Origin of the sequence: Pseudomonas sp. YNh (genome assembly GCF_037993085.1) — a bacterium.
Taxonomy (GTDB): domain Bacteria; phylum Pseudomonadota; class Gammaproteobacteria; order Pseudomonadales; family Pseudomonadaceae; genus Aquipseudomonas; species Aquipseudomonas putida.
On sequence record NZ_JBBMRJ010000009.1, the window covers coordinates 193,548 to 216,933 of the forward strand.

At 63.3% G+C, this 23,386-nt stretch carries 23 protein-coding genes and 1 pseudogene; 17 read left to right on the top strand and 7 right to left on the bottom strand.

The window, feature by feature from the left end:
• Positions 1–32: 32 nt before the first annotated feature.
• Positions 33–503: pseudogene (locus WF331_RS12320) on the bottom strand (AMP-binding enzyme); the annotation flags it as partial.
• Positions 473–856 (bottom strand): hypothetical protein, encoded by a 384-nt coding sequence (locus tag WF331_RS12325; RefSeq protein ID WP_340622958.1) that lies wholly within the window; start codon positions 854–856, stop codon positions 473–475. The pseudogene WF331_RS12320 and the gene WF331_RS12325, both read right to left, overlap by 31 nt.
• A 159-nt stretch (positions 857–1,015) precedes the next feature.
• On the opposite strand from WF331_RS12325, the gene WF331_RS12330 reads away from it, so the two are divergent.
• Positions 1,016–1,609 (top strand): GNAT family N-acetyltransferase, encoded by a 594-nt coding sequence (locus WF331_RS12330; RefSeq protein WP_016500266.1) that lies wholly within the window; start codon positions 1,016–1,018, stop codon positions 1,607–1,609.
• Positions 1,606–1,965, top strand: a complete 360-nt coding sequence (locus tag WF331_RS12335; protein ID WP_016500267.1) for a cupin domain-containing protein — start codon at positions 1,606–1,608, stop codon at positions 1,963–1,965. Before WF331_RS12330 ends, WF331_RS12335 begins: the two co-directional genes overlap by 4 nt.
• A 194-nt stretch (positions 1,966–2,159) precedes the next feature.
• Here the strand turns inward: WF331_RS12335 and WF331_RS12340 are convergent, their stop codons facing one another.
• The gene (locus tag WF331_RS12340) at positions 2,160–3,293 is read right to left on the bottom strand and encodes an aminotransferase class V-fold PLP-dependent enzyme (RefSeq protein WP_016500268.1); all 1,134 of its coding nucleotides are present in this window, start codon (positions 3,291–3,293) and stop codon (positions 2,160–2,162) included.
• Positions 3,294–3,516: 223 nt separating this feature from the next.
• Here WF331_RS12340 and WF331_RS12345 point away from each other — a divergent pair, with 223 nt between their 5' ends.
• A complete protein-coding gene (locus WF331_RS12345; protein ID WP_016500269.1) occupies positions 3,517–4,287 on the top strand; it encodes a response regulator transcription factor in 771 nt (256 codons plus the stop codon).
• Here the strand turns inward: WF331_RS12345 and WF331_RS12350 are convergent.
• A complete protein-coding gene (locus tag WF331_RS12350; RefSeq protein WP_284397757.1) occupies positions 4,215–6,173 on the bottom strand; it encodes an ATP-binding response regulator in 1,959 nt (652 codons plus the stop codon). The two genes, WF331_RS12345 and WF331_RS12350, sit on opposite strands and share 73 nt — an antisense overlap.
• A gap of 351 nt (positions 6,174–6,524) precedes the next feature.
• On the opposite strand from WF331_RS12350, the gene WF331_RS12355 reads away from it, so the two are divergent.
• Positions 6,525–6,758, top strand: a complete 234-nt coding sequence (locus WF331_RS12355) for a hypothetical protein (protein WP_016500271.1) — start codon at positions 6,525–6,527, stop codon at positions 6,756–6,758.
• A 212-nt stretch (positions 6,759–6,970) separates the two neighbouring features.
• On the opposite strand, the gene dapA is transcribed toward WF331_RS12355, so the two are convergent.
• Complete coding sequence (dapA, locus tag WF331_RS12360) at positions 6,971–7,840, bottom strand: 4-hydroxy-tetrahydrodipicolinate synthase (RefSeq protein WP_284397760.1); 870 nt, start codon at positions 7,838–7,840, stop codon at positions 6,971–6,973.
• Between dapA and WF331_RS12365 the strand changes: the two genes are divergently transcribed.
• Positions 7,839–8,084 (top strand): hypothetical protein, encoded by a 246-nt coding sequence (locus WF331_RS12365; protein WP_284362467.1) that lies wholly within the window; start codon positions 7,839–7,841, stop codon positions 8,082–8,084. The genes dapA and WF331_RS12365 overlap by 2 nt on opposite strands.
• Before the next feature lie 119 nt (positions 8,085–8,203).
• Positions 8,204–10,060 carry an ABC transporter ATP-binding protein gene (locus tag WF331_RS12370; protein ID WP_284397766.1) on the top strand — a complete coding sequence of 619 codons (1,857 nt, stop codon included), beginning with the start codon at positions 8,204–8,206 and terminating at the stop codon, positions 10,058–10,060.
• Between the two features lie 146 nt (positions 10,061–10,206).
• On the opposite strand, the gene WF331_RS12375 is transcribed toward WF331_RS12370, so the two are convergent.
• Positions 10,207–11,034 carry an IclR family transcriptional regulator gene (locus WF331_RS12375; protein WP_059396216.1) on the bottom strand — a complete coding sequence of 276 codons (828 nt, stop codon included), beginning with the start codon at positions 11,032–11,034 and terminating at the stop codon, positions 10,207–10,209.
• A gap of 249 nt (positions 11,035–11,283) precedes the next feature.
• On the opposite strand from WF331_RS12375, the gene WF331_RS12380 reads away from it, so the two are divergent.
• The 7 genes from WF331_RS12380 to WF331_RS12410 are packed head-to-tail and all read left to right on the top strand — an operon-like array spanning position 11,284 to position 17,801.
• Positions 11,284–12,303, top strand: coding sequence for an ABC transporter ATP-binding protein (locus WF331_RS12380; protein WP_284362482.1), 1,020 nt, complete (start codon positions 11,284–11,286; stop codon positions 12,301–12,303).
• The gene (locus WF331_RS12385) at positions 12,300–13,169 is read left to right on the top strand and encodes an ABC transporter permease (RefSeq protein ID WP_284362484.1); all 870 of its coding nucleotides are present in this window, start codon (positions 12,300–12,302) and stop codon (positions 13,167–13,169) included. Before WF331_RS12380 ends, WF331_RS12385 begins: the two co-directional genes overlap by 4 nt.
• Positions 13,170–13,173: 4 nt before the next feature.
• Positions 13,174–13,968 carry an ABC transporter permease gene (locus tag WF331_RS12390; RefSeq protein ID WP_016500286.1) on the top strand — a complete coding sequence of 265 codons (795 nt, stop codon included), beginning with the start codon at positions 13,174–13,176 and terminating at the stop codon, positions 13,966–13,968.
• A gap of 14 nt (positions 13,969–13,982) precedes the next feature.
• Entirely contained in the window at positions 13,983–14,273 is a 291-nt protein-coding gene (locus tag WF331_RS12395; RefSeq protein ID WP_016500287.1) for a (2Fe-2S)-binding protein, read from the top strand.
• Positions 14,270–15,628, top strand: coding sequence for an FAD/NAD(P)-dependent oxidoreductase (locus WF331_RS12400; protein ID WP_284397774.1), 1,359 nt, complete (start codon positions 14,270–14,272; stop codon positions 15,626–15,628). Before WF331_RS12395 ends, WF331_RS12400 begins: the two co-directional genes overlap by 4 nt.
• Positions 15,625–16,761 carry an NAD(P)/FAD-dependent oxidoreductase gene (locus WF331_RS12405; RefSeq protein ID WP_340622959.1) on the top strand — a complete coding sequence of 379 codons (1,137 nt, stop codon included), beginning with the start codon at positions 15,625–15,627 and terminating at the stop codon, positions 16,759–16,761. The genes WF331_RS12400 and WF331_RS12405 overlap by 4 nt, the downstream gene beginning before the upstream one ends.
• Positions 16,758–17,801, top strand: a complete 1,044-nt coding sequence (locus WF331_RS12410) for an ABC transporter substrate-binding protein (RefSeq protein WP_016500291.1) — start codon at positions 16,758–16,760, stop codon at positions 17,799–17,801. The genes WF331_RS12405 and WF331_RS12410 overlap by 4 nt, the downstream gene beginning before the upstream one ends.
• A gap of 75 nt (positions 17,802–17,876) precedes the next feature.
• On the opposite strand, the gene WF331_RS12415 is transcribed toward WF331_RS12410, so the two are convergent.
• A complete protein-coding gene (locus tag WF331_RS12415; protein WP_016500292.1) occupies positions 17,877–18,641 on the bottom strand; it encodes an IclR family transcriptional regulator in 765 nt (254 codons plus the stop codon).
• A 152-nt stretch (positions 18,642–18,793) separates the two neighbouring features.
• Here WF331_RS12415 and WF331_RS12420 point away from each other — a divergent pair, with 152 nt between their 5' ends.
• From WF331_RS12420 to WF331_RS12435, 4 genes are read left to right on the top strand one after another with little or no spacing between them, the layout of a single operon-like run.
• Entirely contained in the window at positions 18,794–19,603 is an 810-nt protein-coding gene (locus tag WF331_RS12420; RefSeq protein ID WP_016500293.1) for a shikimate dehydrogenase family protein, read from the top strand.
• 4 nt (positions 19,604–19,607) lie between these two features.
• Complete coding sequence (locus tag WF331_RS12425; RefSeq protein WP_016500294.1) at positions 19,608–21,341, top strand: FAD-dependent oxidoreductase; 1,734 nt, start codon at positions 19,608–19,610, stop codon at positions 21,339–21,341.
• A complete protein-coding gene (locus WF331_RS12430) occupies positions 21,326–21,646 on the top strand; it encodes an NIPSNAP family protein (RefSeq protein ID WP_016500295.1) in 321 nt (106 codons plus the stop codon). Before WF331_RS12425 ends, WF331_RS12430 begins: the two co-directional genes overlap by 16 nt.
• A gap of 42 nt (positions 21,647–21,688) precedes the next feature.
• Positions 21,689–23,371 carry an FAD-dependent oxidoreductase gene (locus WF331_RS12435; RefSeq protein WP_284397777.1) on the top strand — a complete coding sequence of 561 codons (1,683 nt, stop codon included), beginning with the start codon at positions 21,689–21,691 and terminating at the stop codon, positions 23,369–23,371.
• The last annotated feature ends 15 nt before the right edge of the window (positions 23,372–23,386 follow it).

Sequence of the window (23,386 nt, forward strand, 5' to 3'; positions counted from 1 at the left end):
ACGATGCCAGGTTCAATTGCAGTAAAGACACTTTAACCCGGCAGGGCCGGCAGCACCGCACCCACCATGCTGTTGAACGCAGCGGGCGAATCCACGACGCGCACAGGGGCTTTTACCTCGCCGTCGGCACGGGTGGCGCGCCGGGCCTGATGGGCGGTTGCTGACAGCTTCACGATCACCACTTCGCGGCGGGGGTTGATATAGATTTTCTGACCGAAACGCCCACTGGCCTCGACCGAACCGTCACCGTCGTTCTTCTGGTACCAGTAATTGCGGTAGCCGTAACCAGGGCGACCGGGGCCGAGGTTGCCGTTGGCGAACACCACCGGGTCCGCAGGCTGGAATGTGCTGTGCACCGCCCGGCCCCACTGCGCATCAGGCACGCCGACCACTGCTACCTCGAACACTTCGGGGAAGCCGTAAATCACTTGTTCCACTTCGCAGGGGTACACATTGAACCCGCCGGAAATGATCATTTCCTTCTTGCGATCCACGAGAGCAACGTGCCCGGCGCGTAAATCACCGCAGATAGCAGTAGGTACTTCAACCCTCCCGCATACAGCATGAGCAGTGCATAGGCCGTCGCCAGGACGGCAATTACCATATCCTTCGCGCGATTTCCTCTAGCCAACACGTATGTTTCGCGGGCTCTGGCGAGTTTGAGCGCATACGCTGCCACCAAAAGGTACGGAACCAGCGTCAGTGAACTCGTCAGCTCCAGTGCCAAGGTAAACGCGTACTCGGTAAAGAACGTCAAAACCAGAAAAGAACTGCACCAGCAGTGCAACGTTGGTAACGACGTGCAAGATGCGTTAGTTGGAGCTAAAACACGATCGATTCCCCAGGCCTGAGCCATTGGACGGCCACGTGCCTCCGAGCATGGGCCAGCGTCGCACGAAGTGCTGACGGTGTTCGCCCAGAGCATGATGGGAACCGTTGAACCCGTCTACCCTGCCCCCCTGTCAAAGGCGTAATCCTCGAAAACCAACCACCCTATCCCATGTGAGCACTGTTCATGCCTATCGACTTCAGGCCCGCCCAAGCCTCGGACGCGCACGATATTGCGCGCTTCTTTCAACTTACATCGGAGGGCATGGCCGATTACATATGGAGCAAGCTTGCCGCACCTGGGGAAGCGTTGCTGAGTGTCGGTGCGTCTCGCTATGCCAGGGAACAGGGCGACTTTTCCTACAAGAACTGCCTGATGGCCACCTTCGAAGGGCGCGTCATCGGCATGATGCATAGCTATGCCTTGCGCGAGGCCCCTGACAGGCCCGTCGAGACAGACCCGGTGCTCGCGCCTTATGCCGACATGGAAGTACCCGACACCTTGTACATATCCAGCCTGGCCCTGGATGAGGCCTGGCGCAGCCAGGGGCTGGGCGTGCAGTTTCTTCGCCACGCCCAGCAGCGTGCTGAGGACGCTGGCCTGGCTGGGCTATGCCTGATCGATTATGCAGAAAACCACGGTGCACGCCGCTTCTACGAACGTCATGGTTTTCAGATTGTTAAAACCTGCCAGATCGTTGCGCACCCGATGCTGGGCGTAACCGGTGAAGCCTATTTGATGTATCGCCCCACCCACAACGTGCTCGAGAAAAAACCATGAACAAGAAACTGACCGTGTTCCGCGAACTGGATATCCAACCGGTGCGCGACCTTCCCTTTTTTGAAGAGGTGCTGGAAGGCACCCCTCATACGCTGACGTCCAAGTACTATCACGATGAACAACAAGGGCGCATTTCCGGAGAATGGGAAGCCAGCACCGGGGCCTGGCGCATCGACTACAAAGTGTGGGAGTTCTGCCATGTCCTGAGTGGACGCTGCGTCATCGAACTTGAAGGTTGCGCCCCCCTCACCCTGGCCGCTGGCGACACGTTCATTATCGAACCGGGCGCCAAGGGCAAGTGGACCGTGCTGGAAGACATGAAAAAGAACTTCGTGATCCTCTTGCCGGCGAACTAGACACGGGTCGCATTTCATCGAGCGCAGCTCAGATCACTGTAGGAGCGGGCTTGCCCCGCGAACACCGGCGGAGCCGGTGCCATGCACCGCGTGGACCCATTCGCGGGACAAGCCCGCTCCCACAATGACCATTGCTCTCTGCGTGACAGCGCCCCATAGCAGGCAGCCCTGACCGTGCTGCAGCCAAGAAGGGCTCAGCTCACCATCACTTCGTCCAGTGCCTGTTCAAGGGTGCTGACCGTGCGCTCGATATTGTGCAGCTTTTCAAGCCCGAACAGGCCGATACGGAAGGTCTGGAAGTCGGCCGGCTCGTCACATTGCAACGGCACCCCGGCGGCTATCTGCAGGCCGTGTTCGGCAAATTTCTTACCGTTCTTGATGTCGGCATCATCGGTATAGCTCACCACCACGCCTGGGGCCTGAAAGCCGGCTGCGGCCACGCTTTTGATGCCTTTGCCGGTCAACATGGCACGTACCCTATCGCCCAGCGCCTGCTGTTCAGCGCGAACCTTGTCGAAACCGTAGGCTTGCATCTCGTTCATGACGTCATTGAACCGCGCGAGCGAATCGCTGGGCATGGTCGCATGGTAGGCATGCCCGCCCTGTTCGTATGCCTGCATGATCTGCAGCCACTTTTTCAGGTCGCAGGCAAAGCTGCTGCTCTGGGTATGCTCGATGCGCCCGAGGGCCAAAGCACTGAACATCACCAGCGCGCAGCAAGGGGAAGCGCTCCAACCTTTTTGCGGTGCGCTGATCAGCAGGTCGACTGCGCACTTGTGCATATCAACCCATAGCGTGCCTGAGGCGATACAGTCCAGTACGAACAGCCCCCCCACTGCATGCACGGCGTCGCCAATAGCCCGCAAGTAATCATCGGGCAGGATAATCCCGGATGAGGTTTCAACGTGGGGGGCGAAGACGATTTGCGGCTTGTGCGCCTCAATGGCCGCCAGCACTTCGTCCAGAGGCGGCGGCGCGTAGGCTGCCTGGCGACCCGCCTCGACCGGCCGGGCTTTCAGCACCGTGGTAGCCGCCGGGATGTTGCCCATCTCGAGGATCTGGCTCCAGCGATAACTGAACCAACCGTTGCGGATTACCAGGCATTGCTGGCGGGTGGCAAACTGCCGCGCTACCGCTTCCATGCCGAATGTACCGCTGCCCGGCACTACTGCAACCGCCTGGGCGTTATAGACCTGTTTCAGGGTGCTGGAAATGTTCTTCATCACGCCTTGAAATGCCTGCGACATGTGATTGAGCGAGCGGTCGGTGTAGACCACTGAGTACTCGACCAGCCCCTCAGGATCAATACTTGGATATAGCTTTGACATGCGGTGATTCCTTTGGCAGAGATGTCATTGGTATGGACCCTCTCCTGTGCCTTGGCAAATGAGAAGATTGATCGGGACTGTTTGCAGGTAGCGTATAGCCTCTACCTCGCAACCATCCAGCTGCTGATACCCCGACTCACTGTACCCACTACAGCCGTAGTAGGTACACCCGCCCCTTTCTCGGCAATACTGCAAGCACATCCCCCCCGCCAGGAGCCGGCTGATGCGTATTCTGCTGATAGACGACCACGGCATCCTCAGGGCCGGGGTCAAGAGCCTTATCCAGGCCGTGCATCAGGACGCCCAGGTGCTGGAGGCTTCCTGCACCGCAGAAGCATTGGAACTGGTGCGTGGCCAGGCCTTCGACGTGATCTTCCTGGACTTGTGCATCCCCACCTCGGCCACCAGCAACGACCTTACGCCCGACAACGGCCTGAGCCTGCTGTCGCTGTTCAAGTCCGGCCGCGAGGCGCCAGCCGACCCCGACCCTGCCAGGTGCGTGACGGCGCCGGTGATCGTGATGTCGGCGGAGTCGGAGCGGCGTTTCGTCGACGAGGTGATGCGCCGCGGTGCTTCGTCCTTCGTGCCCAAGGCCAGTGCCCATGAAGTGATGCTGGAGGCCATCAAACGAGCGCTCAGCGGTGGGGTCTACCTACCCAGCGAGGCGATTGGCAAAGGCGGCCAGGCACCCTCCTCTGCCTTCCATCAGCAACCCGCAACACCGCTAGGCCCCAAGGACCTGGGCGTGACACCGCGCGAGTTCGACATTCTGCGCCTGGCGTTGCAAGGCAATGCGCCGTGGAAGATCGCGGCGATTCTGGAGATCAACCCGGTCAACGTGCGTCAGTACCTGAGCAAGCTTTACGGCAAGTTCGGGGTCATCGACCTGTATGGCCTGCAAGGCCTGTTCGCCAAGACCGGTCAGGTGCTGGGGGTGCTGTCTTCACCGGCCTCGCCAGCATTGGCCAGCCGACCGCGAGACAAGAGCTGCTGAACGGCAGCCATCAGGGTGGCTGCGCTTTCGCCCTTGCCGACGGCCCGTGACAGGCTGTCGTCATGCAGCGGTTGGCGCAACAGCTCGGCGGTGTAGAGGATCGCTGGCACGTGCGCCCAGTCGTAAAACGCCCGCACCTGCTCGATCAGCGCCACGCCGACCAGGCCGTCGCGCAGTTTGTAGTCGCAGATGAGCAGGTCCGGGTAGCGATCCGGCGCCCGCGCCAACGCTTCCTGCAAGGTATTTTGGTCCTCGGCCGTGGCGACGATGGCGCCCTGCAGGCTCAGCGACTTCGACAAACTGTCGAGGATGCGTTTATCGTCATCGACCAGCAGGACATAGGCCCCGGCGATGTCCAGGCACGTGTCATCGACCTGCGGCGCCGGCACACTGGCGCCCGTCGACGGTGCTCCCCCCTGGAACAAAGGGCAGTCGACCGAAAACCGGCTACCGTGCCCGGGGCGGCTGCTGAAACTCAGCCGATGGCCCGGCAAGCGATCAATGAAGTTTTTCACGATCGACAGCCCCAAACCTAAGCCGCGCCGGGTGTCATGGCTGGGGTTGTCGACCTGAAAGAACTCCTCGAAGACCTTGCTCTTGAACGCGTCGGGTATGCCGATACCCGTATCGACCACATCGACGCGCACGGTAGTCCTGCCCGCCACGCTGCCGACCACCACGCCGCCCCGCTCGGTGTACTTGACGGCATTCGAGATCAGGTTGCCCAGCACACGCTTGAAAATCGCCCGGTCTGAATCGAGCACGGCATCCTGCCGGCGCTGCTGCAACTTCAGGCGCAAGCCCTTGGCGTGCGCCAAGGGCTGGTGCAGCGATTCGAGCTCGGTCATCAACGCGTTCAGGGAGAACGGCTCGATGGCCGGTTGCGACTCGCCACTGGTAAACACTTCGCGCAGGCCGGTGAACAGGGCGCTGATTTCCCGCCCGGACACGTCGATATCGTGGAAGATTTCCTGCAGGCGTTCATGCTGGCCCTGCTCGACCAAACGCTCGCCAACGTACGCCAGGGAGGCAATAGAGGCCAAGGGTTGCATGGTGTCGTGGTAGGCCGCGCGGACGAAGCGGGTGCTGGCTTCGGCCTTTTCGCGGATTTCCACGGCTTTTTTCGCCTCTTGGTCGAACAAGGCCTTCAGCGCATCGTCCGCTTTCTGTTTCTCGCGGCGGACGCGGAAGTTGGCTTGCTCCAGGCTTTCGTTCTTTTTGTTCAACGCCAGGGATTTAAGATAGCCCTCCCGCGCAACTTTCTCGGCGCGCACACTGATGGTCCAGCCCACCAGTGCAAACGCCAGCAGGTAAAACATGGCGGGGAAAAAGTTGGTATCCAGAACACCCGTCGTTACTTCCTGCACACAGAGCAGCAGCACGCAATAGCCGGTACTGAACAACGAATAGCGCGCCAGCAGCGCCAAGGTGCCGTGCTGAAAGAAGATAACCAGGACAATGCCGACAAAGTAGTAATTGTAATTCAACGGCGCGGGGACAATTTGCATCATTGCCACCAGGCAGGTCTGGGCGAAGCACACCGCAATCACCACGGTTCTGTTCACCCACCATTCGTTGTCAAAACGCGAGATGAATGACACCCAGGTTGCTGCGGCTACTGCCACGGTGCCTGCCAGCCGCCACACGAGGATCCAGTAGAAGCCCAGGCGCGAAAGCGCCTGCTCATGGCGCACGTAGTGGTAATAATCCCAATAGCCAAAACCGGCCCATACGGCAATGGCCACAAACATGAACAAGCGTCGCCTGCGAAGGTTTTCTGCAGCCTGGGTATCGAGAAAACCCTGTTCGTCCTGCGCATTGGCGAAGGGTTTCGGCAGGCCGAAAAGTTCAACTGCGGCCTCTTTGATTTCATGCCATCTGGTCATGTTGGCCACTCACGCTGTTGATACTACAGCTGTTGCACCACAACTGTTGCACCACCCAAGTTGCACTACCGCCGTTGTATTTTCCGAACACTGCTTCGGTGAGAAGCTGAACCCATCGACACACATCAACTTCGAAACAACGGGAGCAGGCATCATGAACACCAACTCTGAAAGTAAAGCACCTGCTGGAAAACCCGCCATCGAAGCCGGCATTCGCGCAACCTGGTGTGCTGCGCGCTGCCGCTGAAACGGAACTGGCATGGCCCACTGCGCCCAAGTGGCCAGACCGTTGCCCAAGCAAGCGGGCGATAAACCTACGCAGGCAAGCCTGCAAGGAAACCGAGGTGCATCATGAAACTGATAAAAACCATCGCGATTGGCAGTGTGCTGCTTGGCCTGGCCGGCGCCGTGCATGCTGAAGACGGCTCTCAGCGGGCTGAACAGTTCAAGCAGAACTTCCTGGCGGAGCAGGCACGCCTCTGGGGCAATGACGCGGCCGAGCAGAAACAGCAGATCGCCCAGGTGCAAGCCAGACAACAGCAGCAACCAACCCACCCACAAACGGCAGTAAGCAAAGACTTCTGATAGTAGAAACCGCCCAGCATTATTGGGCCTGCTGTGCAGCCCTTCGCGGGCTTGCCCGCTCCCACAGAGATAGCGTAATTGCGCACCGAGCGCACAACCTGTGGGAGCGGGCGAGCCCGCGAAGGGCCGCAACGCGGCCCCAATTGCTTAACTGACTGGTATTAGGCTGGTGCCTGCCTTTTTCGTAGGAGCCAAAGGCGCTGGGCCATCGCCTAAAGGGCACCGGGTCGCGCCAGCACCGCCAGCAGTTTGTCTCTGGTTGGTTGAGTGCATGGCTGCATCGGCTCGCGCAGCTCGTCGCTCATCAACCCCTGCAACTGCAATGCGGCCTTGACCACGGCAGGGTTGGGCTCGGCGAAAGCCATTTTGATCCAGGGCAGCAACTGGTAGAACGTGCCACGCGCAGCCGCCCAGTCACCGCTATCGATCTGCCGCAGCATGCGCACGTAGAGGTCGGCATGCACATGCGCCGAAGCCGAAATGGCCCCTGCACCGCCCAGGCACAGGTTGTTGAATATTTGCAGGTCTTCACCGGCCAGCACCTGGGCGTGGCCGTCCTGGATCAGGGCCATGGTGGTTTCGCTGTCGCCGCCGCAGTCCTTGACTGCCGCGATGCGTGGGTGGCGCACAATCCGGCGCAAGGTTTCGCGCTCGATGCGAACGCCGGTGCGGTAAGGGATGTCGTACACGATAAGCGGCACGCTGGCGGCATCGGCTACGGTATTGAAGAACGCTTCGATGCCAGCCTGCGAAGGGCGGATGTAGCAAGGTGCCGGCACCAGCAGCCCGCCAATGTCGCGTTGCTGGATTTCGGCCTGGAACGCCAACAGTTCGCGCAGGTTGTAACCCGACAGGCCCATCACCACCTGGCCTGGCGTCACCCAGGCCAGCACCGCGTCCAGCACGGCCAGTTGCTCGGCCTTGGACAGTGCTGCCGCTTCGCCCGTGGTACCGCACACCACAAAACCGGCTACGCCGTCCTCAAGCAGCTTCTTCACCAGCTTTTCCAGGGCGGCGAAGTCAACTTCATTGGCGCGCATGGGTGTGACGAGGGCGATCCAGATACCACGGAAATTCGACATGCAAAAACTCCTGATGTTGACCGAAAGTCAGCGTCAGCGGGTGAAGAGTCGAAGTGGTCTGGCAGGGATACCTGGCGCCTTCTGTCTCGTCAGCCCATCTGACGAGACAGCGCGCCTCGGTCAGATGAGCGGCTGTTTCTTGGATTTCTTGGCAACGGCAACGCACGCGCCTGCCTGGGCAATGAAGCCCGAAGCGGAAATGGCGTGGTTGGATGTGGACATCATAAGAAAGCCCGTTGCGTAGGTATGGCTGGATAATGGTGGGGCGGCGGACCAGATGTCAACCTCGTGTTGCCCAGGTAGAGCATGCCGATGTGCGGTATGGTTACCTGTCAGGCAGATGCTGATTTACCGGAGACACGCATGCTTCGCATTTTTGAACGCTGGCTAGACCCCTTCCCCCCTGACGAAGTACCGCCGCCGCCCGTTGGCCTGTTGCGCTTCATGTGGGCCTGCACCCGGGGCGCTCGCGGTTACATTCTTGCCTTGGCACTGCTCAGTGCCGGGGTGTCGATTTACGAAGCCTGGCTGTTTGCGTTCCTCGGCCAGGTGGTCGACCTGCTCTCGGCCTGGCAGGCCGGTGGCGCCGCCGCCAGCACACAGGAAAGCCACGTACTGTGGGGGATAGGCATCGTCCTGGTTACCAGCATCGGGCTAGTGGCGCTGCGCACCCTGGTGCAGCATCAGGTGCTGGCAATCAATTTGCCGCTGCGCCTGCGCTGGGACTTCCATCGCCTGATGCTGCGCCAGAGCCTGTCGTTCTTCTCCGACGAGTTTTCTGGCCGTGTTACCACCAAGGTGATGCAGACAGCGCTGGCGGTGCGCGAGGTATTGTTCACGCTCATCGAGATCCTGCCCGGCATCGGCGTGTACTTCATTGCAATCATCGCCCTGGCCGGTGGCTTTGCCTTGAAACTGATGCTGCCGTTCATTGCCTGGCTCGTGCTGTTCGGGCTGGCCATGCTGTATTTCGTGCCACGCCTGGGCAAGGTCGGACAAGAACAGGCCAACGCACGGTCGTCGATGACCGGGCGGATTTCCGATGCCTACACCAACATCACCACGGTGAAACTGTTCTCGCACTCCAAACGCGAAGCGCACTTTGCCCGCGCCGCCATGGAGGACTTCAAGCAAACCGGCTTTCGCCAGATGCGCCTGGTCAGCCAGTTCGAAATCGTCAACCAGGCACTGGTAGTGGGCTTGATCTTTGGTGCAGGCGGCTACGCGTTGTGGCTGTGGCACCAGGGCCAGGTCGGCACAGGGGCGGTCGCGGCCATTACCGCCATGGCCCTGCGTATCAACGGTATGTCGCACTGGATCATGTGGCAGATGACCTCGCTGTTCGAGAACATCGGCACCGTGCAAGACGGAATGGCCACCCTCACCCGCGGCCCCAAGGTACAGGATGCGCCGGGTGCCACCGAGCTGGTAACCGGCGGCGGCGCGGTGAGCTTCGACAAGGTCTCCTTCAACTACAACGGCGAGCGCCAGGTGCTCAACGACCTGAGCCTGCATATTCGCCCGGGCGAAAAGGTGGGGCTGGTCGGCCGTTCCGGCGCCGGCAAGTCCACCTTGATCAACCTGTTGTTGCGCTTCTACGACGTGGACAGTGGCGAAATCCGCATCGATGGGCAGAACGTCGCCAAGGTGACGCAAGACAGCCTGCGCAGCGCCATCGGCATGGTCACCCAGGACACCTCGCTGTTGCACCGCTCGATTCGTGACAACATCGCCTATGGGCGCCCGGACGCAACCGACGCGCAAATCCGCGCCGCTGCAGCCAATGCCCAGGCCGATGGTTTCATCAGCCAGCTCAGCGACCGCCAGGGCCACAACGGTTACGACACCTTGGTGGGCGAGCGCGGTATCAAGCTGTCTGGCGGCCAGCGCCAGCGCATCGCCATTGCCCGGGTAATGCTGAAGAACGCACCGATCCTGCTGCTGGACGAAGCCACCAGTGCGCTGGACTCGGAAGTGGAAGTGGCCATTCAGGAAAGCCTGGACGAAATGATGCAGGGCAAGACCGTCATCGCCATCGCCCACCGGCTGTCGACGATTGCCGCCATGGACCGGCTAATCGTGATGGATGGAGGGCGCATCATCGAGCAAGGTACCCACGCCGAATTGCTGGCAAAGAATGGTACCTATGCCCGGCTGTGGCAGCACCAGAGTGGTGGGTTCCTGGGTGAAGACCAGGGCGTGGCCGAGGCGGTTGAATAGGCTCACCTGAAGCTGGCGGTGCGATGGATGGCACCGTCTACGCCGGTGTCCGCGGGCATGCCCGCTCCCCAATGGTCGCGCCAGCTTTTAGATGTTGTGCAAGGCAGTTGCCCCCACTGAGATCGCGCCTACCTGAATCTGGTACTTCAACCAAACACATGCGAGGGCCGGCGCAGCACCGGGTCGAAGGGGTTAATCCGTTCGCCAATCGCCGCCGCCTCGCGCTTGAGCAATGCCACCACGGTGGGCATGCGGTTGGGCCCCAGGCGGTCGCTGATGGTCGCCACGCTCAACGCTGCCACCGCATGGCCGTTCCGGTCCAGGATCGGCACTGCCAGGCCGGCCATGCCGTCGAGCACTCCGGTGTTGCGCCCGGCGTAGCCGAGGCTGCGCACGTTGTCGATTTCGGCACGCAGCAACACTTCGTCGTAATGGTGAAAGTCCTTCAACCGCGGCAGGTTGTAGCGGATCACCTCGTCCCGCTCCTCCTCTGGCAGGAAGGCCAGGATCGCCAGGCTGCCCTGCCCCACGCCCAACGCTACGCGGCCGCCGATGTCCCCGGTAAAGGTACGGATCGGGTACGGCCCTTCGCTGCGGTCCAGGCACACGGCATCGAACCCCGAACGCGCCAGCAGAAACAGCGAATCGCCCAGCGAAGCCGACAACCGCAGCAGGCTGGGGCGCACCACATCGCGCAGGTTGCCCGCCTGCCCGGCCTTGGCCGCCAGTGCGAAGAAATCCAGGCTCAGCCGATAACGCTTGCTGGTGGCGCACTGGTCGACCATGCCCTCCTCGATCAGGCTACGCAACAGCCGATGGGTGGTGGGCTGCGCCAGGCCAACCCGCAGCGCCAGCTGGCTGACCTTCTCGCCCTCCCCCCCGCAATCACCTAGCGCGCGCAGCACGGCGAACAAACGCGACACTGCACTTACGCCAACTTCCTTGGCGTGTTCATTTCGTTTACCGGAATCCATTTTTCGTTAAACCCTTGGAAATTTCATTGAGTGGAATAATTTCAAAATAGCTGTCACTCAGTGAAATTACTCTTTGTCGCCATCCTAATCATTGCCCTACTCTCCGGTCCATAGGGCGATATCACAACATCGGCCGCCGCCATAGAAGCGAGCGCCAACGTCCGTAAAAGCTTTGCTTTTCGCCGCTGGCGCTCTGCCCACCCTGAAACTGCCGGGTTACCCCGGTTCCGTTTGCGATGGAGCACAGCCATGACCTTTCTGTTGATCGACAAGCTTTGCAAGCGCTATGGCGCTACGGAGGCAGTGGCCAGTTCGTCACTGGCCATCGAAAAAGGCGAGTTTGTCTCCCTGCTCGGCCCTTCTGGCTGCGGCAAGACCACCACCCTGCAGATGATTGCTGGCTTCGTCGAGGTCACCAGTGGCCGCATCGTCCTCGACGGCCGCGACATCACCCACGCCAAGCCGGCCAGCCGGGGCCTGGGTGTGGTGTTCCAGAGCTACGCGCTGTTCCCGCACATGACCGTGCGCGACAACGTTGCCTTCGGCCTGCGCATGCGCAAGGTGGCCAACGCCGAGATCGTTCGGCGCGTCGACCAGGCGTTGGCGTTGGTACGCCTGGACAAGCACGCCGAACGCTACCCGCGTGAACTGTCCGGCGGCCAACGCCAGCGTGTAGCCCTGGCCCGCGCACTGGTAATCGAACCGCCGGTGCTGCTGCTGGACGAGCCGCTGTCAAACCTCGACGCGCACCTGCGCGAAGAGATGCAGTTCGAAATCTGCCGTATCCAGAACGAAGTCGGCATCACCACACTGATGGTCACCCACGACCAGGCCGAAGCCCTGTCGATCAGCGACCGGGTAGTGGTGATGGAAGCCGGTCGCATCACCCAGATCGATGACCCCTACCGTCTCTACGAGCACCCGGGCACGCCGTTCATTTCCGACTTTGTCGGCAAGGCAAACCGCCTGCATGGCGTCACCGGCCCCGGCGGGTTACCGCAGGCAGCCGCCCAGGGCCCGCTGACCCTCAGCCTGCGCCCGGAAAAGATCAGCCTGGGTGCAGCCGGCAGCGGCAAGCTGGCAGGCCGCGTCAGCTGCCGTTACTTCCTTGGCAGCCAGTGGCTGTACCGCGTTGACACCGCCTTGGGCAACCTGGCGGTGGTGCGCGCCAACGATGGCAGCGCGCCGCTGGACGAAGGTACCCCGGTCGGCCTGGACTGGAACGATGCCCTGCTGCGGGTGCTGAACACAGCCGAGGTGGCCGCATGAGTACGGCAAAACTGCGCAGCAACACCTGGGGCTACGGCCTGAGCAGCCCAGCCCTGCTGTTGTTCCTGGCGTTGCTGGTGATGCCGCTGGGGCTGACTGTGCTGTTGTCGTTCAACGCGTTCGACTACACCAGTGGTATCCAGGCCGGCCAGTACACCTTCAGCCATTACCTGAGCCTGGTGACCGACACCTATTACTACGAAATCTTTTTTCGCACCTTCTGGATCAGTGCCCTAGTCACCTTGTTGTGTGTGCTGATCGGCATCCCCGAAGCCATGGTCCTCAGCCGCATGGGCGCGCCGTGGCGCTCGATCTTCCTGATCCTGGTGCTGACCCCGCTGCTGATTTCGGTGGTGGTGCGCGCCTTCGGCTGGAGCCTGCTGCTGGGGTCCGACGGCCTGATCAACCAAGGCATCAGCGCCCTCGGCGGGCAGCCGGTGAAGCTGCTGTACACCCCGTTTGCGGTGATCATCGGCCTGGTCCACGTGATGCTGCCGTTCATGATCATCCCGGTGTGGACCTCGCTGCAAAAGCTCGACCCGGCCGCCGAGCAGGCCGCGCTGTCGCTGGGCGCCAGCCAGTGGACGGTATTCCGCTGCATCGTGCTGCCACAGATCATGCCCGGTGTGCTGTCGGGCACGCTGATCGTGTTCGGCCTGGCCGCCAGCTCGTTCGCCATCCCGGGCCTTCTGGGCGGGCGGCGGCTGAAGATGGTCGCCACCATGATCTACGACCAGTACCTGGCCGAACTGAACTGGCCCATGGGCGCCACCATCGCCGTCGCCCTGCTGCTGATCAACCTGCTGGTGATGCTCAGCTGGAACCGGCTGGTCGAACGCCGCTACAAACGCGCACTTGGAGTGTGAACCGATGACCCGTAACGGCCCGCTGGCCCTGTCCTTTCATGCCCTGGTGATGCTGTTCATGCTCGCCCCGCTGGGGGTGGTGTGCCTGGTGGCATTCACCCCGGAAAACACCCTGAGCCTGCCCACTGCCGGCTTCTCGCTGCGCTGGTTCAGCGCTGTGTTCGAGCGTGCCGACTTCCTCGACGCGTTTTACAACAGCCTGAAACTCGCCGCCCTGGCGGCCTCGCTGGCCACCCTGATCGCCGTGCCGGCGGGCTTGGCGCTGACCCGCTACAGCTTCCCTGGCCAGGGCTTTGTCAACGGCCTGCTGCTGTCGCCGATAATCATCCCGCACCTGGTGCTGGGTGTGGCCTTGCTGAGGTTGTTCGCCCTGCTTGGTGTCAATGGCAGCTTCACCTGGCTGGTGTTCGCCCACGTGGTGGTCATTACTCCGTACGTGCTGCGCCTGGTACTGGCTGCCGCCATCGGCATCGACCGCAGCGCCGAACAGGCCGCGCAAAGCCTGGGCGCCGGGCGCATCACGCTGTTCTGCAAGGTCACCCTGCCAATGATTCTGCCCGGCGTGGCCGGTGGCTGGCTGCTGGCGTTCATCAACAGCTTCGACGAAGTGACCCTGTCGATCTTCGTCACCTCGCCTGCCACCCAGACCCTGCCGGTACGCATGTACGTATACGCCACCGAGTCCATCGACCCGATGATGGCCGCCGTCTCGGCGCTGGTGATTGCCGTCACCGCCCTGACCATGATCGCCCTGGACCGCGTGTATGGCCTGGACCGCGTGCTGGTGGGCAAGCAATGACAAGGAATGCCCCTATGCCGCTGTTCAAGCGCGTGGCCGAACACGACCGCGAACCGTTGCCCTTCCTGCTCGACGGCCAACCGGCTCAAGGCATGAACGGCGACACCCTGCTGACCGCCATCCTGACCAACGCCACCCACCTGCGCGGCAGCGACTTCAGCGCCGAACCGCGCGCCGGTTTCTGCCTGATGGGCGCCTGCCAGGACTGCTGGGTACGCCTGCAGGACGGCCGCCGGGTGCGCGCCTGCTCGACCTTTCTGGAACCGGGCCACTGTGTCACCCGCGAACCGGGGCGCCAGCCATGAGCGCAACCGTCATCATTGGTGCAGGCCCCGCCGGCATTCGCGCCGCGCAAACCCTCGTGGCCCATGGCGTGCGCCCAGTGCTGCTGGACGAAGCCAGCCGTGGCGGCGGGCAGATCTACCGCCAGCAGCCGGCCAACTTTCGCCGCTCGGCCAAAGCGTTGTACGGCTTCGAGGCGGACAAGGCCCGGGCCCTGCACAACACCCTTGAACAACTGCGCGAGCAGATCGACTACCGCCCGGAAACCTTGGTGTGGAATGCCGAGCAGCAGGTGCTGGACACCTTGCAGCAGGGCCGGTTGGCCGATCGCCTGGCATTCGATCGGGTGATCGTCGCCACTGGCGCTACCGACCGCGTGTTGCCGATCCCCGGCTGGACCTTGCCCGGGGTGTATACCTTGGGCGCCGCGCAGATCGCGCTGAAGTTTCAGGGCTGCGCCATCGGCGAGCGGGTGGTGCTGGCTGGCAGCGGGCCGCTGTTGTACCTGGTGGCCTACCAGTACGCCAAGGCCGGCGCCACTGTCAGCGCAGTGCTCGACACCTCGCCGTTCAGCGCCCAGGTACGCGCCCTGCCGCGCCTGGTGCTGCAGCCGGGCACCTTTGCCAAGGGCCTGTACTACCGCGCCTGGCTCACCCGCAAAGGCGTGCCGGTGCATCAGGGGGTGACCCTGCTGGGCATCGAAGGCGAGCTACGCGCCAGCGCCGTACGCTGGTCGCGCAATGGCCAGCAACACAGCTTGGCGTGCGACGCCGTGGCATTCGCCCACGCCCTGCGCAGCGAAACCCAGCTGGCGGACCTGCTGGGCTGCCAGTTTGCCTGGAACAGCCTCAACCGCGCCTGGCTACCGGTACGTGACGCCCAAGGCCGCGCCAGCAGCCCCGGTGTGTACCTGGCTGGCGACGGCGCCGGCATCCTCGGTGCCGACGGCGCCGAAATGACCGGTGAACTCGCCGCCCTGACGCTGCTGGCCGACCTCGGCAAACCTGGCAACCCGCAACGCCAGCAACAGCTGGCAAAACGCCTGGCTACCCTGCAGCGCTTTCGCCAGGGCCTGGAACAGGCCTTTCCGTTCCCCGAGCAGTGGGCGCGGCAGGCCCCGGACCCGTTGACCGTGTGCCGCTGTGAACAGGTCAGCGCTGGCGAAATCCGCGCCACCGTGCGCGCCGGGCACTGGGAAATCAACCGGGTCAAAGCCATGTGCCGGGTCGGCATGGGCCGTTGTCAGGGCCGTGTGTGCGGGGCCGCCGCCGCCGAACTGATTGCCTGCGAAAGCGGTCGGCCCATTGACCAGGTCGGGCGCCTGCGTGGCCAGGCACCGGTCAAGCCCCTGCCCTTTGGCCTGGAGATCAAGCCATGAAGCGGATCGAGGTGGACGCCATTGTCGTCGGCGGTGGCATCGTCGGCAGCAGCGCTGCATTGACCCTGGCCCGCGGTGGCAAACAGGTGGCGCTGCTGGAACGTGACTTCTGTGGCTCGCATTCCAGCGGGGTGAACTATGGCGGGATCCGTCGCCAAGGCCGCTCGCTGGCCCAGCTGCCATTGTCGATGCGTGCCCATGCCATCTGGGGGCAGTTGCGCGAGTGGATCGGCATCGACGGCGAGTACACCCGCAGCGGCCACCTGAAGCTGGCACGCAGCCAAACCGACTTCGACGCCTTGAAGGCCTATGCCCGTCGGACCCAGGCCTTTGACCTGCGCCTGCAACTGCTGGAGCACCGCGAACTGCGCCAGCGCTTTCCTTGGGTGGGCGATATCGCCGTCGGCGCGTCATATTGCCCCGAGGACGGCCATGCCAACCCGCGCCTGGTGTCACCCGCCTTCGCCCAGGCGGCCCGGCACAGCGGCGCCCAGTTGCACGAACAATGCAAAGTGCTGGAGGTAGACCACGACGGCCAGCGCTTCACCGTGCGCACCAGCACAGGCCAGTGCTTCAGGGCACCCTGGTTGCTGAACTGCGCCGGTGCCTGGTCGGCGCAACTGGCCGAGTACTTCGGCGAAGCGGTGCCGCTGACGGCGGCCCACCCGGCCATGCTGGTCACCGAACCACTGCCGCTGTTCATGACTGCCAGCACCGGGGTCGAAGGCGGCGGTATCTACGCCCGCCAGGTGGCGCGCGGCAACTGCGTACTGGGCGGTGGACGCGGCTTTGCCCTGACCCCGACCACCGCCCGCCCGGGGCAAGCCGCAGTGCTCGACATCCTGCATAACGCCACCGAGCTGTACCCGGCATTGGCCGGCGCCCAGGCGATTCGCACCTGGAGCGGCACCGAAGGCTACCTGCCCGATGACGAACCCGTGATCGGCCCCAGCCTGCGCCGACCCGGCCTGCTGCATGGCTTCGGCTTTGCCGGCGCCGGTTTTCAGATTGGCCCGGCAGCCGGGGAAGCCCTGGCGCAATGCGTCCTTATTGGCGCGCCGGCCATCAGCCTGGCGGCCTTCTCCATCAACCGTTTTCAGCCCAGCCACCACTACAAGGAAAACCTGTCATGACGCACAAGCAACGTTTGCTCGCGCTGTTCTGCACCGTACCTGGCCTGTTCGCCTGCCTGCCCGCCATGGCGCAACCCACGCTGTACCTGGGCATGAATGGCGGCACCATGGAGCGGCTGTTCAGCGACAACATCCTGCCCCCGTTCGAGAAGGCCAACGGGGTGAAAGTGGTGATCGTCCCCGGCACTTCGGCCGACATCCTGGCCAAGGTCCAGGCCACGCCGAACAAGCCGTCGATCCACGTGATGGTGCTGGATGACGGCATCATGTACCGCGCCATCGGCATGGGCCTGTGCAGCACGCTCAAGCCCAACCCGACGCTGGCCCAGCTGCCGGAAAAGGCTCTGATCAAGGACAAGGCCGCCGCCGTCAGCCTGGGGGTGACCGGGCTTGCCTACAACAGCCGCCTGTTCAAGGAAAAAGGCTGGGCAACACCCACCTCCTGGAACGACCTGGCCGACCCGCGCTTCAAGGACAAAGTGGTGTTCCAGTCGATGGCGTCATCCACCTTCGGCTTGCACGGTTTCCTGATGTACAACCGCCTGCACGGTGGCAGCGATACCGACGTCAACCCGGGCTTCACGGCCTGGAAGAAGAACGTTGGCCCGAACGTGCTGGAGTACATCCCAAACTCGGCCAAGCTTTCGGAAATGGTGCAAACCGATGAGGCCGCGTTGTTCCCGCTCACCCCTACCCAGGTGACGGCGCTGAAGCTCAAGGGCATCCCGGTGGAATACGCCGCGCCCAAGGAAGGCGCCGTGGTGCTCAACCAGGCCGAATGCGTCACCGCCAACAACGACCAGCCGGAGCTGGCGCAAAAGCTTGCCCAGTTCCTGCTCAGCCCTGAGGCGCAAGCACCGGCACTGGAGCTGGGTGACCAGATCCCGTCCAACCCCAATACCCCGACCAGCGACAAGACCCGTGGCCAGGTCGAGGCCATGCAGACCTACCTGCAAACTGCCGTGACCATCGACTGGGACCAGGTCAACACCCAGCGCCCGGAATGGAACGCCCGCTGGAATCGCCAGATCGAGCGATAGGCCGAGGCCCCCTGGCCCGCTGCCGGCGCCCCAGGTGCCGGCCAGCGGGCACCGCAACCCCGCCTGCATGGCGCCTCAATCCAGCACTGGCCGCAACAGCGCCTGCGCCTCGTACAGTGGCGGCAAATAACGCATGCGGATTTCATCAACACTCAACCGCGAGGCATGAGTCGTGATGGTCAGCGTCGCTTTCAACTGCCCGGCACGGTCCAGCAACGGTACACCCAGCACCCGCATACCGATTTCATATTCCTGATCAACAATACAGAAGCCCTGCCCCTTCACCCGGTGCAATTCCGCCTCCAGCTGTGCCCGGTCTGTGAGCGTGTAGGGCGTCAACACCCGCAACGGGTTGCGTGCAAAGTACTCACCTCGCTCCCCCTCACCCAGCCAGGCCAGCCAGATCCGCCCGCCGGCCGTGCAATACATTGGCACCCGCGAACCGGGCCTGATCGACAACGACGCCACATGGCTATACCGGCTGCGCACCAGGTGGATGATCTCGTCACCATCGCGGGTACCCACCGACACATGCTCCTGGGTCTGGCGCGCCACCTGCTCGACAATCGGCCGCAGCATGCGCGGCAGTTGCGCCGAGTCCACGTACGCCTGGCCAATACGTAAAGCCTTGGGCGTCAGCCAGTACTCGCGGCTGTCAGTTTCGGCAAAGCCCTCGTGCACCAAAGTCAGCAAAAAACGCCGTGCGGCACTCGGCGTAAGGCCAGACAACCTGGCCGCCTGCGGCACGCTCAGGCGCGGTTGCTCAGCGCTGAACAATTGCATCAGGGCCAGGCCTTTCTGCAACCCGGCGATCAAGTCGCGGGGGTGGATCGTGTTCATCTTTACGACTCGCAAGTGAAAAAAAACAGCCGATTACTGCGATAACCGGATCATGATTGCGATTATCGCATCAAAAGCTCGATCAACGCATTGTTGCTCTTGCGCCGCTGCATCACGCTTGCCTCCACAACAACATCAATAAGGAGGTCAGCATGATTCGTGGTTCCACTGAACTGGTTGCCATCGTCGGTTCGCCCATTGCCCAGGTGAAGTCCCCCGAGAACTTCAACACCTGGTTCGCCAACAACAACTGCAACGTCGCCATGCTGCCCATCGACCTGCACGAAGCCGAGCTGGGCAGTTTTGCCGACAGCCTGCGCGGCTGGCAGAACCTGCGCGGGTGCGTGGTCACCGTGCCGTACAAACAGGCCCTGGCCAGCCGCCTGGACGGTTTGAGCGAACGTGCGGCTGCCTTGGGTTCGGTCAATGTAATACGCCGCGAGCGCGACGGGCGCCTGCTGGGTGACAACGTAGACGGCGCCGGCTTCCTCGGTGCTGCGCGCAAGCACGGCTTTGACCCGGCGGGCAAACGGGCGCTGGTGATCGGTTGCGGCGGTGTTGGCAGCGCCATCAGCTACGCACTGGGCGAGGCAGGTATCGTCAGCATTACCCTCAGCGACCCCAGCACAGCGCGCATGGGCGCTGTGTGCGAACTGCTCGGCAATGCCTTCCCGGGGCTTTCGGTCAGCACGCAGTTAAGTGGGCTGGAAGACTTCGATCTGGTGGCCAACGCCTCCCCGGTCGGCATGGGCACAGGCGCAGAACTGCCGTTGTCCGCTGCCCTGCTGGCCACGTTGCAGCCAGACACCCTGGTCGCCGACGTGGTCACTTCGCCCGAAATCACCCCGCTGCTGAACCGCGCCCGGCAAGTAGGCTGCGCGATCCAGACCGGCCCGGAAATGGCCTTCGCCCAACTCGGCCACCTTGGCGCCTTCATGGGCGTGACGCCGCAGGAGATCTGAGGCCATGGCGACTCTTGAACACATACAACACAGCTTTGACCTGGTGGTATTGGGCAGCGGCGCCGGTGGTTTTGCCGCTGCCGCCACGGCGGCTCGCCGCGGGCTGAAGGTGCTGGTAGTGGAAAAGGCCGAACGTTTTGGCGGCACCTCGGCGATATCCGGCGGCGCGGTGTGGCTGTATGGCACCGATCAAGCTCGCGCCGCGGGGGCCAAGGATTCACCCGAGGCCATGCGCACCTACCTCAAACATGTGATCGGCGACGGCTACGACCCAGCCCTCGCGGACGCCTTCATCGAACATGGCCACCAGGCACTGCGTTGGCTGGAACAGCACACCGAGCTGCGCTACGCCCTTCGACCGCACTCCCCGGATTATTACCCCGACGCCCCTGGCGCCACCCAGTTTGGTCGGGCGCTGGAAATGGTCGAGTACGACGGCAAGCACCTCGGCCCACGCTTCAAGGACCTGCAAATGCCACCGCCTGGCATGCTGTTGTTCGGCGGCATGATGGTCAACCGCGTGGATATCCAGCATTTCCTCAGCATTCGCCGCTCGCCCAGGTCGTTGTGGCATTGCCTGAAACTGATGGCACGTTACGCACGGGACCGCCTGCAGCACCCGCGTGGCACCCGGTTGACTACCGGCAACGCACTGATCGCCCGCCTGGCCACCAGTGCCTTTGCCCATGGCACACAGCTGTGGCTGCGCAGCGAGGCCCTGGAACTGATCGTTGAACAGGGCGCGGTCACGGGCGTGGTGGTACAGCACGAGGGGCGCCGTGAACGGGTACTGGCCCGCGGCGGTGTGGTGTGCGCCATGGGCGGGTTCGCGGCGGGCGCACTCGCCGCTGGCTACCGGCCAGCCCAGCAAACACCGCACCTGACCATGTCACCCGCTGCCAACGACGGCGCTGCCCTGCGCCTTGGCCGGGCTGTTTCGGCAGCGCAGGGCGAGGGCCTGGCGGCCAACTTCTTCTGGGCGCCGGTTTCCGAACTGCGCCACGCCAGTGGCGAGCGTGAGCGCTTCCCGCATCTGGTTACAGACCGCGCCAAACCCGGCGTGATCGCGGTGAACCCGGCCGGGCGGCGCTTTGTGAACGAATCCGACTCCTACCACCACTTCGTGCAGACCATGTTCGCCAACGGCCTTTCCAGCTGCTGGCTGGTCTGCGACGCCGAGGCCATGAACCGCTATGGCCTGGGCCTGGCGCGGCCAAAGCCGGTGAACAACCAGGCGCTGATCGACGCCGGTTACCTGTATCAGGCGGCAACACCGCAAGCCTTGGCCAAGGCCATCGGAGTCGACCCGCAGGTATTCGTGCACACCCTGGAGCAATTCAACGCCGACGCCTGCAACGGCATCGACCGCGCGTTCGGCAAAGGCGGCAACAGCTACAACCGCTACATGGGCGACCCGCAGCACACCCCCAACCCATGCCTGGCGCCGCTTGCCAGCGGGCCGTACTACGCCATCCGTATCCACACCGGCGACCTCGGTTCGGCCTGCGGCCTGGTGACCGACGCCCAGGCCAACGTGCTGAACCGCGACGGCCAGCCAATTGCCGGGCTTTATGCGGTCGGCAACGACATGAACTCACTGATGAAAGGCACCTACCCCGGCCCCGGCATCACCCTGGGCCCCGCCCTCACCTTCGGCTGGCTCGCTGCCAACCACATCACCGCGCGCCTGCAGGCGCCGGCCACCCAAACGGAGACCCCGGCATGTACTACGAACTGAGAACCTACACCCTCGACCCACTGAAAATGGCCGACTGGCTGGCCCTGTACCAAAGCCATGCGCTGGAAGTGCAAAGCGAGCACCTGGGTAACCTGGTGGGCTTTTTCACCAGCGAGTTCGGCGACGTCAACCAGGTGGTGCACATCTGGGGCTATGCCAGCCTCGACGAGCGCATCGCTCGCCGCGCCGCGATGGCAGCCGACCCGCGCTGGGCGGAATTCTCCCGGCGCAACCGCGAACTGGCGGCAGTAGTACGCCTGCAATCGCGGCTGATGCGGCCCACCGGATTTTCGCCGCTGCAGTAAACCGTAAGCCATCTCCTACCAACGCCTGAGCGGAACCCTTGCATGCAACCCCTCGAATGCGACGTACTCGTTATCGGTTCCGGTGCCTCTGGCCTGGCGGCCGCCGTTACCGCCGCGCATCACGGCCTGCACGTGATCGTTGCGGAAAAAGCCCGCCAGCTGGGCGGCACCAGCGCCTGGTCGGGGGGCTGGCTGTGGGTTCCGCGCAACCCGCTGGCCGTTGCCGAAGGCATCGTCGAAAACGACGATGCCCCAGAACGCTACCTGCGTGCGCAAACCCATACGCACGAGCTGGACCCACGCCAGCGTGCGTTCCTGCGCTACGGCCCCGAAATGGTGGCGTTTTTCCAACAGCACACCGCTGTACAGTTTCAATCCGGTAGCCGCATGCCTGACATGCGCGAAGGTGACGGCAGCGCAAACGGCGGCCGTTCGCTGTGCGCATTGCCCTACGACGGCCGCCTGCTCGGGCCTTGGCTGCACAAGCTGCGCCCGCCGCTGGACATCGTCAGCCTGGCCGGCATGGGCATTGCCGGCGGCGCCGACATGGCCGCCTTTTTCAATGCCACACAGTCGCCCAAGGCAGCGTTGCATGTAGGTAAGCGCCTGCTGCGCCACGGGCGCGACCTGCTGCTGCACCGACGCGGCCAGCAACTGGTCAACGGCAACGCACTGGTGGCACGCCTGCTGCGCAGCGCCCTGGACCTGGGTGTGACGCTGCTGACCGACAAGCCGGCCAGCCGCCTGTTGGGGGAAGGCCGGGTCAGCGGCGCGCTGTTTGCCGATGGCCAGGCGATTCACGCACGCCGGGGTGTGGTGCTGGCGTGTGGCGGCTTCCCGCACGACCGCAAGCGCATCGCTCAATTGATGACGCATGCGCCGGATGGCACCCGTCATTACTCTGCAGCGCCCAAAGAAAACAGCGGCGACGGCCTGCGCCTGGGTGAACAGGCCGGTGGCCTGGTAAGTACCAAGCTGGCGCAATCCGGTGCCTGGGCACCGGTTTCGCGGGTACCACGCAAAGATGGTACCTTCGGCCATTTCCCGCACCTGATCGACCGCGCCAAACCCGGCTTCATCGCCGTGCGCCGCGATGGCCGGCGCTTCGTCAACGAAGCCGATTGCTACCATGACTTCATGAACGCACTGTTCGCTGCCACGCCGCAAGGCGAGCCACCTGAGGCCTGGCTGATCTGCGACCACCCCGCGCAACGCCGCTACGGCATCGGCTGGGCCAAGCCGTTTCCCTTCCCCACCCGCTTTTACCAACGCTGTGGCTACCTGCACAGCGGCGCTACGCTGGCACAGTTGGCGAAGTGCTGCGGGATCGATGCCGCGCAGTTGCAACGCACTGTGGACGGTTTCAACCACGCTGCGGCACAGGGTGAAGACCCGACCTTCCAGCGCGGCGCATCGGCCTACAACAGGGCCCAGGGTGACCCGCAGCAGGCACCCAACCCGTCGCTTCGGCCGTTGCTGGAGGGGCCGTTTTATGCGGTTAAACTGCTGCCAGGCAGCCTTGGCACCTTCGCTGGCCTGGGCACCGACGCCTCGGCCCGGGTGCTGGACCACGCGGGGCAGCCGATACCCGGGCTGTTTGCGGTGGGTAACGACATGCACAGCGTGATGGGCGGGTATTACCCGAGTGGTGGTATTACCCTTGGCCCGGGGATGACCTTTGGGTATCTGGCCGGTAAAGCGTTAAGTGGCCTGCGTTCACAGTGAACACCGCAAGGGCTG